This window comes from Streptomyces sp. CB02923 (assembly GCF_001905005.1).
In the GTDB taxonomy this organism is placed as follows: domain Bacteria; phylum Actinomycetota; class Actinomycetes; order Streptomycetales; family Streptomycetaceae; genus Streptomyces.
On the sequence record NZ_LWKZ01000025.1, the window covers coordinates 546,991 to 563,381 of the forward strand.

Below are 16,391 nucleotides of genomic sequence, written 5' to 3' on the forward strand. Positions count from 1 at the left end.
AGGTGAGTAACCAAGGGAGCGCACACATGAAGTTCACTGATCTACTCACCCGATTCACCGAAGTCAGCGAAGAGGTGGACGGGGGTTACCTGGCAGCCTGCCCGGCGCACGCCGATTCCCGTCCGTCTCTGCGCATCTGGCGCGGAGATGACAACAAGGTCCGGCTGACATGCCGGGCAGGCTGCCCAACTGAGAACGTCATCAAGGCGGCAGGGCTCACGTGGGCCGAGCTGTTCAACGCCACCGGCCCCGGCGCCGTCGTGCCGCGCGAGCGTCCGACCCTGGTAGGTGCTGGGCCGACGGCCGCGCTCGCACGCTACGTTGACGAGACGGCGGCCCGCCTCTTCGACTTCGAGCGCCTGCACGCGAATACAGCACGGGCGTACCTCTCGGACCGCTTCGGCCTGGACGAAGACGGCGCGGCTGATCTCCGGATCGGCGTGGACGGCGGGGACTACCCGACAGAAGCGTTCCCGTACCGCTCACGGGCGTTCACGCGCCATCCCCGCGTGACTGTCCCCCTGCTGGGGTTCGACGGCACCCCCCGGGGCTTGCAGGGGCGGGACCTGACCGGCCAGTGCCCGGGACGGTGGGTGTCGCTGCGCAACCCCACAGGCCAGCGTTGGGCCCCGTACGGCGTCCTGAGGGGGCAGGGGGGCTACGGGGTCACCATCGTCACTGAGGGGCCCGGAGACGGCCTCACAGCCGTTGCCGTGGGCTACGACGCGGTAGTCATCCGGGGGGCTTCCCTCGCCGGGAGCCCCGATCTGCTGGCCGAACTCGCGGCGGGGGTCAAGGGCACTCAGGTCATCGCTGCGGGGGACAACGACCCGGCGGGACAGCGCTTCAACCGTGCGCTTGCCGAAGGGCTCGCCCCGTTCGGTATCGACGTGTACGCGCTGCCCATCCCTCACGCCGGAGACGACCTCACGGACTGGCGTGGGCGCGACGCGGGCGGGTTCCCCTTCGCACTGCACCACGCCATCAAGTCAGCGCGGCTAGTGACCAGTTCGGAAGAAGCCGAAGCGGACGCCGTATCGGCGGAGCTGACCAACCGGACCGGTTCCGGCGTGGTCACCCGCGACGAAGGCAGCGAAGCGGCCCGCATCCTCGCCGGGTTCATCAACCGCTACGGCGAGTCGGACGCCATGAACGCTCACGCACTGGTGGCGTGGACGGACGGCAGCATTCGCTACGCCCCCGGACTGGGCTACTACGTGTGGACCGGCCAGATATGGGAGCGCTCCGAGGTGCGCGTGCGGCAGGAGATCCACCGTATGGGGGCGGCCCTCGTCCTCGCCGGGGAGACGCAGAAGGCGCGCGGGTACACGATGACCACGCGCATTGACGCACTGATGACAGAGCTTCGCAGCGTGCCGACCGTGCACGTGGACGCGTCAGAGTTCGACGCCCGGCCGCATTTGCTGAGCTTCAAGAACGGGACCGTTGACCTTCGGTACGGAAAGCTGCGCCCGCACGACAAGAGCGACATGCTCACGTACCGGCTGGACGTGAACTTCAACCCCCGTGCGGAGTGCTCCCGTTGGCTCCAGTTCCTCACGGAAATCTTCCCCCACGAACCGGAGCTGCCCGCGTTCTTTCAGCGCCTCATCGGCTATGGCATCACCGGCAGCAACGCCGAGCAGTGCTTTTGTGTGCTGCACGGCAAGGGAGCCAACGGCAAGAGCGTGGCGACAGACACCCTTACGGCGGTCTTCCGGCCCATCACGCGAACCACGCCGTTCGCCACGTTCGAGGAGAAGCCGTCCGGCGGCATCCCCAACGACCTTGCGGCGCTGAGGGGTTCACGTCTGGTCATGGCGTCCGAAGGCGAGTCCGGCAAGCCCATGTCGGAAGGCGTGCTCAAGCGCGTCACGGGCAAGGACGAGGTAGCCGCCCGCTTCCTGCGTCAAGAGTTCTTTACGTTCAAGCCGACGTTCCTTCTCATGCTGGCGACCAATCACAAGCCAAGATTCCGTGGCCAGGATGAGGGGCTTTGGCGCCGCGTGAAGATGATCCCCTTCCGCAGGTGGTTCGCCCCTCACGAGCGGGATTACGGGCTGGACGACAAGCTCATGAAGGAAGCCGAAGGCATTGCCGCATGGGCCGTGCGCGGCGCCGTCGAGTGGTACCGCGACGGGCTCAAAGACCCGGCGTCCATCATCACGGCCAGCAAGGACTACCGGGCCACCTCCGATGCGCTGGCCGGGTTCTTCCCCGGCGTCCTTGAGGCGTGCGACGACTCCCAGGAGATGAACGGGACCGACGCGTTCAACGCGTACTTGGACTGGTGCGAGGCGGAGAACCTGCCACTCAAGGAGCGATGGACCCGGCGCACCTTCTATGACGCGATGGAAGAGCGCGGAGTGACGCGCCGAAAGACGATGAAGGGCATTGCCCTCGTAGGCGTGCGTGAGCCCGTGGCCGGGCCGGGCAGCGCGCCGGACATCTTCGCCAAGTAACCCCAACCGAACTTCAGTTGATTCCAGTGAGTCATGTGACTCACTGGGGTCTTGTCATGGGAGAACAGTGCTCACCTATCGACACTCGGTTGCTGGTGACACGGTGCGCGTGCACGTACCGGCAACCCCCGAAGAGCTTGACGCCTTTCTCGACTGGGCCCGGCAGGCTGACGGGCGCGGACCGATCGCACTCGACAGTGAGACCAGCGGCCTTGACGTGTTCAGTGACGGCTACCGTCTGCGGACCGTCCAGTTCGGCGACGCACACGACGCGTGGGTGATCCACTGGGAGCGGGGTGGCGACTTCCGCAGCGCTGCCCTTGAGGCGCTGACGAAGGTGCGCCGGTTTCTGATCCACAACGCGGCGTTCGATTGGCTGGTCTTGGACCGGCACGCGGGCATACCGCTGGAAGACCTCGCGCCCCGCACACGGGATACCCGCGTGATGGCCGCGCTTCTCGACCCGCGCCAGCCCCAGGAAGGGGGCATTGGGGTTGGCCTAAAGCCCTTGTCCGCGTACTACGTTGACCGGTCTGCCCCCGACACCCAAGGTGACCTAACCGCCGTTTTCCGAGGGCTGGGGTTGACGAAGGCGAGCGGGTTCGCACGCATCCCGCTGGATCATCCCGTCTACAACCTGTACGCCGGGTTGGACGTGATCCTCACGGCCCGGCTGGAACCGTGCCTTGCCGCCGAACTTGCCCGGCTGGGCGTACGGGAACGGCTCGTTGACTACGAACACCAGATATCCCGCATCTGCGCCCACATGCAGCGCCGGGGGCTCCTCCTGGATGAGGAGTTCACGCGCGAACTGGATGCGGACCTGAGCGACGACGCGGAAACGTATGCCGAGATAGCCGCGCGCTACGGCGTCGAGTCGGTCAACTCCACCCGGCAGATAGCCGAAGCGCTGACCGGCATGGGGGAGCGGCTGACGGAGCAGACGGCCAGTGGCGCCGTCAAGGTGGACAAAGCCGTGTTGCTCGCACTCGCCGACATGGATCTGTCCTGGAAGCGGCTGGGCACTCGCACGCCGAATCCGCTTGCCGAAGCGGTGCTCCGCAGCAAGCGCGCGGGGAAGTGGCGCACCACGTACGCGCAGACGTTCCTAGAGACCGTGGACTCATCCGGCAGGGTGCACCCGTTCATCAACTCCATGGCCGCGCGCACGGGACGTATGGGTGTCACACGCCCGGCACTCCAAACCCTGCCGTCGTCCGATCAGATGATCCGGCGCTGTCTTCTCGCCGACGAAGGCCACGTCATGGTGAGCACCGATTTTGCGGCCGTAGAGATGCGTGTCCTTGCCGCGCTCGCCGACGTGCGCCGGATGAAGGAGGGTTTCCAGTCCGGTGGCGGGGAGTTCGACATTCACATGTACACGGCCCAGCTCATCAGGGGGGAGGGGGCAACCGAGAAGGACCGGAAGCTGTTCAAGGGGGCTGGGTTCGGCAAGGTTTACGGCGGAGGAGTGTCCGCGCTGGCCCGGCAGACCGGCGCCGCCGAGGAGGAGATCAGGCGGGCCGTCAACGCCTACGATGCCGCTTTCCCGGAGATCCGCCGTGCGTCGGCACGCTGGCAGCGCGAAGCGCGGGCAACCGGCATGGTCACTGTGTCAGCCACCGGCAGGCGGATGCCTTTGGACCGTGACAGGGCGTACGCCGTCGTGAACTACCAATGCCAAAGCGCGGCAAGGGACTTGCTTGGGCAAGCCCTGATCAACGCCGAAGCGGCGGGGCTCCTTGACGCGATGCGCCTGCCGATCCATGACGAAATCCTTGCGTCCGTCCCGGCCAGTGAAGCGGCCGACTATGCGCGGGAGTTCGAGAAGGCCATGACGTTCAACCTGTTCGGCGTGCCCATCGTCAGCAAGGCGGACGTGGGCGGGCGGTCGTGGGGCTCGCTGTACGGAGCTGACTTCTAGGCAGTACCTCACGTGAGGTACTGCCTCGTTATCCGGCCGTGATCCGGCTACGCCTCAAGGACTACAGCGAAGGCCGCTCCATACCGCCGCAGGCGGAGCCGTCATTTCGCTTCCGGCACGTCTTACAACCCTGCAAAAGAAAGGCTGTCTAACCCGACAACAGCACCGCTGTAACGGCCCTTTTCGCTGCCTAGGTTCAACGCCAACGCAACGACGAAGGCAATGCGCAAGCCCCGTTCGGAGCGATCCCGGACGGGGCTTTGCCATGCCCCCGCATGTCCTGACGCTTCGATGACTCCGGTCATCAATTGGTCTCGCGCGCTTCGCCCCGTTCCGGGCAACTCTTGCGCTCCCCACGGGAGTGCAACCGGCCCAGGAACAGCGGAGCACTCCCCTTGATAGACCTCACTGAAGACCAGATTTTTGCCGCTCAGGACAACGAGCTTGACGCTGTAACGGCAGTGGTCAAAGCCACCGAAGAACGCGTCAAGCAACTCGCATGGAAGTACGCCACGGGCGGCGGACGCACAGATCACACCCTCGCTGAAGACCTGGCCCAGACCGGCCGGATAGCCGTCTGGGAATGCCTGGGCCGATTCCGGGGAACGACGGTCGCGGAATTCTTCACCTTCGTGGACCGCACCCTCAAGGGGGTCATGAGCGATACCCGCAAGGAGGAGACCCGGCACGGCGTATCCCGCTCCGTGGCAGCCGCATTCGAACGCGCCCTGTCGCTGGCCGGTGGTGACCCCTACGAGGCCGAATGGCTGGCCACCACGAAGGAAGCCATGGGGGATAGGCGGCTGAGTGCTGACACTGCTTACGCCGCCCGCCTGAGCTATCAAGGTCTCGAATACTTGGACGCGCCGCTTGCCCAGAGCGAGACCGGCGAAAGCGTCACCCTCGCAGACACCTTGGCCGCTGAAGTTGAGGTTCCCGCCGATCTGCTTGAGCCCAACGACTATGCGCGTGAACGCAGCAAGCGAACCGGCCTGAAGGTGCGCAAGACCCTTAACCGACTGGGGGAGCAACAGCGCACGGTACTCATGGGCCTTACCGGCATCATCCCCGTGGACCACTACGGAACCGAACAGGACGAAGAACTCTCCCGCGACCACGGAATACCCCTGCACCAGGTCCGCATAGTCCGCAGCAAGGGCAAGGACCGCTTCGCCGAACACTGGCCCGCAGTCGCCTAGCCCCGAACAGGCGTGAGCAGGGCAGTACCTCACGTGAGGTACTGCCCCCTTGCTCTATTGCAGTAGTTCTAGCGCGCGAGCCAGTCTCGCCGCGTTCGTCCCAAGGTAGCCAATCCCCGAAGCGCATACGCGACAGATAGGCCCGCGCGCTTCCCCCGACTCCGGATGCACGAAGGGGCCGTTTCGCTGCTTCCCGTCCGTGCCGGACTCTGCACCGCAAACGAAGCATGGCTCATCCATGAGTGCGTCCAGCGCTTCGGGGGTCAAGCCGAGAGAGATTGCCCGCCGTCTGAGGAACGCGTCATGGGTGGGGTTCCCGCCAGCCGCCCGTTTGGCCTCGACGTACTCTCGGTTCTCCGCAACACGGCATGGCATACATGAGGAGTGCCGGTAAGGGCAGCCGCAGGCGCGAGGCTGCCCGTGAGGCGAAAACCTCTCAATCGGCTTCACCTCATGGCACCTTCGGCACTCTCGCTCGTGCTCGGTGCACATGTGCTTTGGCCTGTCTGTCTTGCTGCGGCACGCATTGCAGACGGATTTGTGGCGGGGGGAGCCATCTGCGCGCTGGCCGTTTGTCGAAAAGCCCTCTAAGGGCTTCATTTCGCCGCACCGCTTGCACGTCTTCACTGTGGTCACTGTCACATGGTAGCAATGGCCCACATGAGTCACTGATGAAAATCCGCCCCCGCCCCCCCTGGCGGGGGCTTTTCTTTTGAGGGCGTACGTGCTTACTGCAACTAATAAGGAAGATCGGCACTGTCAGTGCCAAATGGTTGCATGAGGGAGGAGTGGCCCTTTCCCGCCACAAAACCGGTAGTCATCGGCCACGGTGCGTAGCAGGATGACTCCCCTGTTTCAGTTTCCGTTTTTCGAACGGGCGTTCTAGGATTGGTTCATGGGTAAACAGGGTGTGGGGATTGTGCGGGTGACAGTGTGGGTGCCTGAGCTGGGGGATAACCGGTTGGACTGGGCACCATGCGCCGCGCTGCCATCCCCACTGGGGGAGGAGCGCATTACTACGTGTGACGACATCGCGGCGATTCTGCGGACGCAAGGAGCCCTCGTTGCCCGGCTGCTGAGGCCGGGCCGGTACGACGGATTCCGGCTGTACGCACGGACGCTGACGCGCGCCGAGCTGGTTGGCGGGGCCGAGTGGTACGTAAGCCCGGAGACCGGCGCGTACCTGCGCTGCCCCGGGGCCGAGTGGTCAGCGTGCGACTACGGCCAGCACGACCACCACCTGGGCGACGGCCCGACCGTCGGCAACATCCGGCTGGCCGCTTGACCGGCCGCCGCAGCACATCGCACAGCCTGAGGAGAGGGATGAACCGCCAGCCGACCCGGCGCGCCCGTGTGGCCGCCTGCTGCCTCCTCGTGCTGCTCGCTTTGGTCGGCCCCGCCGAGCAGGCTCAGGCGGCCCCAGACGGCCGCGCAGCCTCATCCGTGTGTCATGTGCTCAGCGGGTCGTCGGCGGCCCCTGGGCGGCCCCGTGAGGCCGTGGTGGACGGCTGGGCGGGGGAGTGGCTGCCGCTCCGGATCAGGGTCCGTCTCCGAAGTCTGCTGCCGGGCCTGTTCGGGCTGGCGGATCGTCTGCCAGCGTGGGCACGCCCGTGATCACGGAACGTGAAGCCGCGGCGCCCGTGGTGTCCGTTTCGCACCTAAGACCCCATGCCGGCATGGGGTCGAAATGTTACTCAGCGTAACGAAAAGCCCCGCCGCTCCCTGGGGAGTGGCGGGGCCGTGGCCGGTCGGCCGAGGTCAGACGGCAGCCTGCCGGGCGAACTCAACCAGTCCGGCGAAGGCGTCAGGGCTCAACGTCAGAACTGGTCCGTTCGGGTCCTTGCTGTCCCGGACGGGCACAACGCCGTGAGCGGTCGCGTATGAGGGCGCCCACTCAATGCACTCGCCTCCGTTGGTCTGGCTGTAGCTAGAGCTGACCCACCCGTACATGGTGCTGGCGGCGGTGTCGTCGTTCATGGGTAACAGTCCTTCGAAATGGAGTCGATCAAGTCTGCCGACTCATCGAGCGGTGCGGCCATGGCAGTCAGCAGATCATATGAGTCTCGCGCCGACGCTACGTCTTCCGGCTCAGCAAGGACATACCCTTTCGGGAAGCCGTCCACATGCACGACGTCCGCCCCTTGACGGAACGAAAGGATGCCGAACGGACTCGCCCATCCGTGATGCTGACCAGAGTCACGGATGATCTGGACCCGATTCGTCGGCGCTTCGGTCAGCCGCCGCAAGTGCGCAAGCTGACCACGCATCACATCATCGTTGCCGACACGGTTCCTGAGCACCGCCTCATTCAGGATCAACCACAGCTGCGCCGGAGCATCGCCGGTCAGAATGCGTTGCCGCTCCAACCGGGCAGTCACAAGGTCCCCAAGGTTGGGAGGTCGTGAACTGCTGAGAACCGTGTGGGCGTACTCCTCTGTCTGCACCAACCCCGGTACTAGCTGCGGCTGGAACATGCGGACGCTTATGGCCTTCTCCTCCAGTTCAACGTACTTCCGGAACCAGGGCGGGAACGCGTACCGCAGGGCCAACGGCCACAGACGCATGAAGCGTCCGTTCGAGTGGGGGAAGGACCGATCACACGCTTCGGCGAACTCCCGTGGTGGCACCCGGATGCCCGACTCGATCTTGGCAACAAGGGAGTACCCGCACGCGGCAGCCTTACCTAGCTCCTCACGCTTCATGCCTAGGCGTTCACGCTCGATCTGCACCTCGTTGCCGAAGTGCGTGAGTGGTGAGGCGGTGGGGTCGCCGGGGTCAACGCCATCGTTTTCGACGCTCATTCGAACCCCCATGGGTCGTTGGACAAACGCGTTTGTCCAAGAGAACTGACTGTTGAGCCTACGCCCGTAGCGGCAGGGTGTGAGTACCCAACTACGCATCGGCAGAAGGGCTGAGGACATGGCGGCCGACGTCCCCCAGCACACGGCGCCCGGCGGCGCTACCTCTAGGGCGCCCCGGGAGCCGATCGTGACCGTGGGCTGCCGCATCTGCCGCGCGGCGGGGCGGACGCGGATCGACGGCAAGAACGCCGGTCGCCCGATGGCTGTTGCCGCCGCGAACAAGATCATTGCAGCCCACCCGCACCGTGTTCCCCCGCACCCCCAGGAACGGTGACCACAAGTGACCAAATCCCCCAGCCGGGAAAACCTCACCCGGCTCACGCGCTCACGCGGGCACAACGGAGTGCTTCGTATGCGCACCAGCGGCGGCAGTGACGCCGCCCTCAACATCCCCCAAGTCCCCCAACCTGAAGGCCGATTCATGACCGCCACCGACCCGACCCCCAGAATGCGGGGCTTCTTTCCGTCCGACGCGCCGAGGTTCGCTGCCGTCTGCACCACCGAGACGACCGAGGGAAAGGAGTGCGGAGCGGAGTCCTCCACGTGGGACACGCCCATGCAGCGTGACCAGTGGATGCGTGAGCACGCAGACGAGTTCGGACACGAATCGTTCAACAGGTCCTCCCTCGCGCCCACGACCGTCCGCGTCGTGAAGGCTGAGGGGGCGAAGTGAGGGACAAGACGCGCGCTGCCATAGAGGTGACCATGGCTGGGGTGGGGGTTGTGCTGCTCATTGGGGGCGGCGTGGCACTCGCCTTGTCCTACACCCTGCCCCACTAGACCCCCGTCCCCTGTCGCTGCGGCCCATCCGTGATCCCCGTCATGGTCGGCAGGGGACGGGCTCAACCCCCTCTTGTGGCCCACCGACACGGCGGACCTGCTCCATAAGAGGGAACCGGGGCGTCGGCGGTGCTCGCTCTGGCGTTGACGCCCCACACAAACCCCCGTTCGGCTCGCCCCGCCGGACGGGACCGGGGGCGCTGATCTCGGAATGGTCACTCACATCAGCGCCCCCACCTGAACGCCCGTTCGGTTGCTCCCTCCCGCCAAGATCGGCGGCCGGACGGGTTGGGGGCACCGGTGCCTCACCGGGAACTCACTGCCGGTGCCCCCGCTCCGAACATCCGAAGACTCAGAGATAGGTGCCACGTGCCCCAAGAGCCCATCGACCCGCTGGACATAGCGAGCGGACTCGGAGCAGCAGCCAATGCCGCAGGAGACGAGCGCTTGCCTGAGGACGTTCAGGATCTCGCGCGCGACCTGGCGGAGGGGCTCATCAACAGGCTTCCGGCTGAAGATCAGTAGGAAGCCCTGGGGCGCCGAAGCCCCCAAGACGGCTATCTCACCCGGCGCGCCACCCACACTCCCGTTCGGTCGCCCTTTCTCTCCGTGATTTCGGCGGCCGGACGGGTACACCATCTGATGTGGGAGGTACAGATGACAGTGATCCTCGAACCGCAGCGTGAACGCGTACCCATCGATCCGGTGATGGGTCCCCAATGTCCCGGCTGCGGAAGCGACAACACAGCTATCGTGGCCGACGAAGGCACTGGAGGCTTGACCAAACTTAGGTGCTACACCTGTGGTACTGACTCTGACGCGTGACCAACGGTGGTGGTGGTGATGGCCGTGAACTTCCCCTGCGTCTGTGACAAACGGAGTCGGGACAGGGACGAAGACGGAAAGCTACTGCCGCTGTGTTCGGTCTGTCAGGCCAGGCATGACATGTACGAAGCTCAGAGCGCCATGCATATCGAAGAGGCGGTTGAGCGGGACAACCCATGTCAGCGCTGCAAGGGGTACGGATACGTGGTTACACGAGGGCCGCTAGCCTCGATCAGGGGCTCGCAAGGCGGTATCGGCGAGTCCACCGGAGTATGCATCCGGTGTGAGGGAAACAAGATCGACCCCAAGGATCTCCCCCTCACACTCGATGATCTGTCCACCCCTATGACCAATCCGTAAGCCCCCGGGTGGCCCCGTCCGAGCATTAGTCCCCCTGATGCCGGGCGGGGCCTTTTCCATGCTCAGAGTGCGTTGTCAGTGGTCGTCCGTAGCGTGGTGACCATGGACGCAACAGAACGAGAAATCCGCGCGCTGTGCGACGCGACGGCAACTGAGGTACGCAATTTGATCATGGGGATTGCGTGGCGGGCGGCAGGCAAGGGCACAGACGAAGACGGCCTTGCCGCATGGCGGGCCGCTGGGCTCGCCTTACTGGACCAATGGCCGGACAGCCGGAACCGAACGGCTGAGCACCTTGTAGCCGGTCGCAGGAGATTCCTCGGAAAGTAGCCCGGACGGCCGTTCCGCTGCTCTAAGGTGGCGGTGTTCCCCCGGGGCGAAGCCTTGTTGAGCGGACCCGTTCTCCCGCCGAGCCCCATGGAGGCGTACCCCCCATACGGACGCGTTGGTCAGGGGGCCGGAACAAGCCCCGCCCGGAGTAGCTACCGGGCGGGGCTTCCTGCTGGTTAGCGTGTGGCCATGAAGGCAATCAAGATCACCGAACCGGGTGGGCCGGAAGTCCTCAAATGGACCAACGTCCCCGACCCCACCCCGGCGCCCGGCGAAATCCTTATCGACGTGACGGCGACGGCCGTCAACCGTGCTGATCTTCTTCAGCGGCAGGGGCACTACGACCCGCCCCCAGGAGCGAGCCCGTACCCCGGTCTGGAGTGCTCCGGCCACGTGGCAGAGCTGGGGGAGGGAGTACAGGGCTGGGAAGTCGGCCAGCCGGTGTGTGCGCTGCTGTCCGGCGGCGGCTACGCCGAGAAAGTGACGGCCCCCGCCGGGCAAGTGCTACCAGTGCCGAAGGGGGTCTCTGTGGTCGACGCTGCCGCCCTGCCAGAGGCGACGGCAACCGTCTGGTCTAACATCTTCATGGGTGGGGGTACCGCCACAAGCTCCAACGTCTTCATGATCGCGCACCTGCGGCCGGGCGAGACGCTGCTCGTGCACGGCGGCTCCAGCGGCATCGGCACGATGGCGATCCAGCTGGCCAAGGCCGTCGGCGCCCGGGTCGCGGTGACCGCGGGCAGCGCCGACAAGCTGGCCCGCTGCGCCGAACTGGGCGCCGACATCCTCGTCAACTACCGGGAGCAGGACTTCGTCGAGGAGGTGCGCAAGGCCACCGACGGCAAGGGCGCGGACGTCATCCTGGACATCATGGGCGCCAAGTACCTCGACCCGAACGTCAAGGCGCTGGCCACCAACGGGCGGCTCGCGATCATCGGCCTCCAGGGCGGCGCCAAGGCGGAGTTGAACCTCGGCGCGCTGCTCACCAAGCGCGGCGCCGTCACCGCCACCTCGCTGCGCGGCCGTCCGCTGGCCGAGAAGGCGTCGATCGTCGCGGCCGTACGGGAACACGTCTGGCCGCTGATCGAGAACGGCCAGGTCAAGCCGATCGTGGACCGTACGCTGCCGATCGCGGAGGCCGCCGAGGCGCACCGGATCGTGGATGCGAGCGGCCATGTGGGCAAGGTCGTCCTGACCGTCTGACCCGGTAGGACTGCCCGTAGCCCGTAGCCCGTAGTGCGGTGGTGTCACGGTTCCGGCACCAGGTTCCGGCACCACCGCGCGCCCGGCCCAATGCCCGGTACACCCGGGGTGCCGCACCTATCCCCCCGTGTGACGCTGAGGAGATCAGGCGACGACTCCGCAGGCACGGGAGGTCATGGGCGTGACTTCAGGACTCGTGACCCCGGGGCCCGCGGCCGTTGCGGCCGCAACGGCCGCAACGCCGGAACGGCAGCGGCCCGGTCCGCGCCGTTCGTGCCGTCCAAACCGTTCGTGCCGTCCATACCCCTCGTGCCGCTCGCGCCGTCCGCGCCGCCCAAGCGGGTTCCGTCCCCGCCTCGCGTACGGTCTGCTGCTCGTCACCGCCCTGCTGCCCCTTCCCCTGCCCCTCCCCCTGCCCCACGTGACCGCGTCGGCGGCAGCGGCGAAGGCCACAGTGGCGGTGGCGGTGGCAATCCCCGAAACCAACGGCAGGGACACCGGCAGGGGCACGGGCACCGGCACCGGCGCAGAACCAGGCACAAGCACCGGCGCGGGCTCCGGCACGGGAACCGGCGCGGGCTCCGGCGCGAACACCGGCGCAGCCACCCCCCGCGACCCAGCCCCCGATCCAGCCCCCGAAACCACCGCCCCCGCCCCGGCCCGTACCCCCGCCCGTACCCCCGCCGCCCCCCTGGCCGGACCGAACCAGGTACAGCCCAATCCCCTGAGCCCTCTCCTCCCGGCCCCGCTGGGCCCCCTGCTCGGCTCCGGCCCAGGCCCCTCCCACCCGGCCAACTCTGCTCACCCGACCCACCCGCCCCACCCATCTCTCCCCGACCTCCCGGGAAGCGGCCTGTCCGCATCGAACGGCCCCTCGGCCGGTGTGGGCGCCCCATACGGCCGGTCGCCCCGCCCCCCGTCCCCCGCGACCACCCCCAAACGCCCTGGAGCGGCCTCTCCCGCCCCCACAGCCACCCGCCGGGGCGATCTGGCCGGGCGCCTCGCCAACCGGCCCTACGTGCCTCTGCCGCCCCTCCAGGCGCCCGCGCCGTCGGCGTCCGCCGCCCGGTCGCACGGTCCCTCCCGCTACGCGCCCGGTGCGGTGCCCGGCGCCGCCTCCGCCGCGTCGCCCGCCCCGTACGCCGACACCGACCCGGGCAGCGGCGTCCACCGGGTCCTCCCTCTGGGCGCGGGCATGGCCCTGACCGGCCTCGGGCTCGCCTTCATCGCCCTACGGCTGAGACGTTCCTGACCCGCACCTGACCTGTACCCGACCCGTACCTGACCCGTACTCGACCCGAACCCGACCCGTACTCGACCCGTACCTGACCCGTACCCGACCCGCTCAGGACAGGGCCCGGCCCCGCACCCCCGCACCTCACCCCCAAGCTCGTCCGCCTCCGGAGGTTGGATCACCTTTCTCCCAGGGCACAACCGTTCCTAGTCAGCTGTACGAGAGAATGGCGGCATGGATATGCCGATGAACGAACGGTCGCAGGAGAGCCCGCACGTCCTGGTTGTCGGCCCGGACGGAATGGCTCTCGGCAGCGCCGGCCCCGGTGGCGGGGACGGCGACGACGAGTCCCGCGAGGTTCCCGTGACGGACATGGTGGAACAGCCCGCAAAGGTCATGCGCATCGGCAGCATGATCAAGCAGCTTCTCGAAGAGGTGAAGGCGGCTCCGCTGGACGAGGCGAGCCGGGTGCGCCTCAAGGAGATCCACTCCAGCTCGGTCAAGGAGCTGGAGGACGGCCTGGCGCCCGAGCTGGTCGAGGAGCTGGAGCGGCTGTCGCTGCCGTTCACCGACGACTCGGTGCCCACGGACGCGGAACTGCGCATTGCGCAGGCGCAGTTGGTGGGCTGGCTGGAGGGCCTGTTCCACGGCATCCAGACCGCGCTGTTCGCCCAGCAGATGGCGGCCCGCGCGCAGTTGGAGCAGATGCGCCGCGCGCTGCCGCCCGGCGCGGTGGCGGCCGAGGACCTGGAACAGCCCACGCCGGGCCAGGGCAGCGCCCGCTCCGGCCCGTACCTTTAACAAACGAACGCGCACCGATACGCGAACCGATACACGTACGGATAACACGCCGGATCCACGCACCGACACGCGAACCGACACGCGCACCGACATAGGAAGAGGGCCCGCCGCGCACCCCGCGCGCCGGGCCCCTCCCATGTCACGACCACCTGGAGAAACCGGGCCACAACCGCCGCCCGGACACCCCCGTAGCCAGTCAGCCCTTAGTCCTCAGCCCTCAACCCTCAGCCCTAAGAGCTACGCCCCGACGACACCGTCAGGTGAATCTTCTCGCCGCCCTTCGGATCCCACAGGGAGAGCGGCGACTGGCTGATGACGGTGTTCTTGCCGTAGATGGAGCTGTCGCGCTCGGAGATCTCGTACAACCAGCCGGCCGCGTCCATGCACTGCTTCACCGAGTCCAGGTTCTTGCCGTAGAAGGACGGCAGGAAGATCTTGCCCTTCTGGGAGTAGCTCTTGGCCGGGTCGGTGCACCGCGTGGTGGAGACCGTGGCCGAGCGGTCCTCGCCCTTGACCGAGGGGGACGGCGAGTAGGTGTACGGGCTGGTGCGGTGCTTGCTCGGGGTGTCGCTGCCCCCGCTGAGGCCGATGCCGATGGCGATGGCGGTGACCACGACCACGCCGACGATGGCGGAGATGACGATCACCGGGGTGTTGCCCCGGCCGCCGGAGCGGTTGCCGCCCTGGTTCGTACGGACCGGCGCGGGCGATGGCGGTCCGGCGTACGGCGGCGGGGTCTGAAAGCTGTTGAACGGAGCCGGGCCTTGGGAAGGAATCGGCGACGGCCCCTGAGAGGGCATCGGAGCCGGTCCCTGAGCGGACATCGGAGCCGGTCCCTGGGAGGGCATCGGCGACGGCGGCTGGTAGGCGTTGACCGGCGGCGGCGTGGACGGCGCCGAGGGACCGAAGCCCGGCCGGCCGGCCGCCGACGGGCCGGGGCCCATCTGCGGGCCGGCCTGGGGCGCGGCCTGCGTCGGCTGGTACGGCGTCTGGACGCTCGGCGGCGCCGGGGTGTGCGGTCCCGCGGCGTTCGGGGACGCGGCCGGGAAGACCGCGGAGGACACCGAGGCGCCGCTGGTGCGGGCGCGCGGGCCCTCGCTGATGATCAGCGGAGTGGCGCCGGGCTGGCCCGATCCGGCGACGCGCTGACACTCGGCCTGCATCGCCTCGGCGGTCGGGAACCGCTCGTTGGGGTTCTTCTTCAGCGCACGGGCGACCAGCGCGTCCACGGCGGGCGGCAGCGACCGGTTGATGCTGGAGGGGACCGGCGGCTCCTCCTGGACGTGCGCGTACGCGATGGCCAGCGGCGAGTCCGCGTCGAAGGGCAGCTGCCCGGTGAGCAGCTCGAAGAGCATGATGCCGACCGAGTAGAGGTCGGAGCGGGCGTCCACGGCGCGGCCGAGCGCCTGCTCGGGGGAGAGGTACTGCGGGGTGCCGACGACCATGCCGGTCTGGGTCATCGAGGTGACGCCGGACTGCATGGCGCGGGCGATGCCGAAGTCCATGACCTTGACGACGCCGCGCTTGTTCAGCATGACGTTGCCGGGCTTGATGTCCCGGTGGACCAGGCCCATCTCGTGGCTGGCCTCCAGGGCGGCCAGCACATCGCCGGTGATCTTCAGGGCTTTCTCGGTGGGCATCGCGCCGAGCTGGGCGATGTCGCTGTCCAGGTCGGAGCGGAGCGGCCGGCCCGCCACGTATTCCATGACGATGTACGGCACCATGCCGCCGTCGCCCGCGCCGGAGGCACTGTCGGAGAGCGTGTCCTCGCCGGTGTCGAACACCGAGACGATGTTGGGGTGCGTGAGCTTGGCCACGGACTGGGCCTCGCGCCGGAAGCGCTCACGGAACGCCTGCTCGCGGCCCAGCTCGGTGTGCAGGGTCTTGATCGCGACCTCGCGGTCCAGGACGCTGTCGTAGGCGAGGTGCACGGACGCCATGCCGCCGGCGCCCAGAAGATCACGGAGCTGGTAGCGTCCCCCGCCGACCGAGCGGCCCTCGTACCGGCCCTGAGCGCCGTCCTGGCTCATGGTTCCGCTTCCCCCTTGGCGCGCTGTTCCTGCGCACGTGTCGCGGCGCGCCGCGCCTCGTGGCTGTTGTCGTACTCGTCTGCCGCACTCGTCCGATATACCCGTCCGACGTACTTGTCCACCGCACTCGTGCGACGTACCGGTACCCGTCCGTGCGGCGGCTGCTGTACCCGTCCGTGCGGCGACGTGTGACGTGTTGACGTGTACAGACGTTACTCAACGTCGTGGGCCCGCGGCACCTGTGGCGCGTCGTGGGCCGCGGTGCGCGCGGGTGCGGACGTGCCGAGATCAGTATCGGTTGTGCCGAGATCCCGCCGAATCCCAGCCCAGTCTGCCCCAGGGCCCGGACACGTCAAGCCGTGTGCCCGTTCCGTGACCAGAT

The 16,391-nt window shown here is 67.4% G+C and carries 11 protein-coding genes; 8 read left to right on the forward strand and 3 right to left on the reverse strand.

Going from position 1 to position 16,391, the window contains the following annotated elements:
- Positions 1-26 precede the first annotated feature (26 nt).
- The 4 genes from A6A06_RS30640 (at position 27) to A6A06_RS30655 (ending at position 6,870) form a co-directional block, all read left to right on the forward strand.
- Complete coding sequence (locus tag A6A06_RS30640) at positions 27-2,462, forward strand: phage/plasmid primase, P4 family (protein ID WP_073765496.1); 2,436 nt, start codon at positions 27-29, stop codon at positions 2,460-2,462.
- Between the two features lie 67 nt (positions 2,463-2,529).
- The gene (locus A6A06_RS30645; protein ID WP_073765498.1) at positions 2,530-4,386 is read left to right on the forward strand and encodes a DNA polymerase; all 1,857 of its coding nucleotides are present in this window, start codon (positions 2,530-2,532) and stop codon (positions 4,384-4,386) included.
- A 395-nt stretch (positions 4,387-4,781) separates the two neighbouring features.
- Positions 4,782-5,585, forward strand: a complete 804-nt coding sequence (locus A6A06_RS30650) for a sigma factor (protein WP_073765500.1) — start codon at positions 4,782-4,784, stop codon at positions 5,583-5,585.
- Positions 5,586-6,546: 961 nt separating this feature from the next.
- A complete protein-coding gene (locus A6A06_RS30655; protein WP_199931272.1) occupies positions 6,547-6,870 on the forward strand; it encodes a hypothetical protein in 324 nt (107 codons plus the stop codon).
- A gap of 473 nt (positions 6,871-7,343) precedes the next feature.
- On the opposite strand, the gene A6A06_RS30665 is transcribed toward A6A06_RS30655, so the two are convergent.
- Together A6A06_RS30665 and A6A06_RS30670 are read right to left on the reverse strand one after the other, a co-directional pair.
- Positions 7,344-7,562 (reverse strand): DUF397 domain-containing protein, encoded by a 219-nt coding sequence (locus A6A06_RS30665; RefSeq protein ID WP_073765506.1) that lies wholly within the window; start codon positions 7,560-7,562, stop codon positions 7,344-7,346.
- Positions 7,559-8,386 (reverse strand): helix-turn-helix domain-containing protein, encoded by an 828-nt coding sequence (locus A6A06_RS30670; RefSeq protein WP_073766013.1) that lies wholly within the window; start codon positions 8,384-8,386, stop codon positions 7,559-7,561. Before A6A06_RS30670 ends, A6A06_RS30665 begins: the two co-directional genes overlap by 4 nt.
- A gap of 481 nt (positions 8,387-8,867) precedes the next feature.
- On the opposite strand from A6A06_RS30670, the gene A6A06_RS30675 reads away from it, so the two are divergent.
- From A6A06_RS30675 to A6A06_RS30690, 4 genes are all read left to right on the forward strand, one after another.
- Positions 8,868-9,119 (forward strand): DUF7848 domain-containing protein, encoded by a 252-nt coding sequence (locus tag A6A06_RS30675; protein WP_073766015.1) that lies wholly within the window; start codon positions 8,868-8,870, stop codon positions 9,117-9,119.
- Positions 9,120-10,930: 1,811 nt separating this feature from the next.
- Positions 10,931-11,944, forward strand: a complete 1,014-nt coding sequence (locus tag A6A06_RS30685) for an NAD(P)H-quinone oxidoreductase (RefSeq protein WP_073766017.1) — start codon at positions 10,931-10,933, stop codon at positions 11,942-11,944.
- A gap of 1,018 nt (positions 11,945-12,962) precedes the next feature.
- Entirely contained in the window at positions 12,963-13,196 is a 234-nt protein-coding gene (locus tag A6A06_RS42260; protein WP_199931273.1) for a hypothetical protein, read from the forward strand.
- Positions 13,197-13,412: 216 nt separating this feature from the next.
- Positions 13,413-13,979 carry a bacterial proteasome activator family protein gene (locus A6A06_RS30690; protein ID WP_199931274.1) on the forward strand — a complete coding sequence of 189 codons (567 nt, stop codon included), beginning with the start codon at positions 13,413-13,415 and terminating at the stop codon, positions 13,977-13,979.
- A gap of 230 nt (positions 13,980-14,209) precedes the next feature.
- Here the strand turns inward: A6A06_RS30690 and A6A06_RS30695 are convergent, their stop codons facing one another.
- Positions 14,210-16,009, reverse strand: coding sequence for a Stk1 family PASTA domain-containing Ser/Thr kinase (locus tag A6A06_RS30695; RefSeq protein ID WP_073765511.1), 1,800 nt, complete (start codon positions 16,007-16,009; stop codon positions 14,210-14,212).
- Between the last annotated feature and the right edge of the window lie 382 nt (positions 16,010-16,391).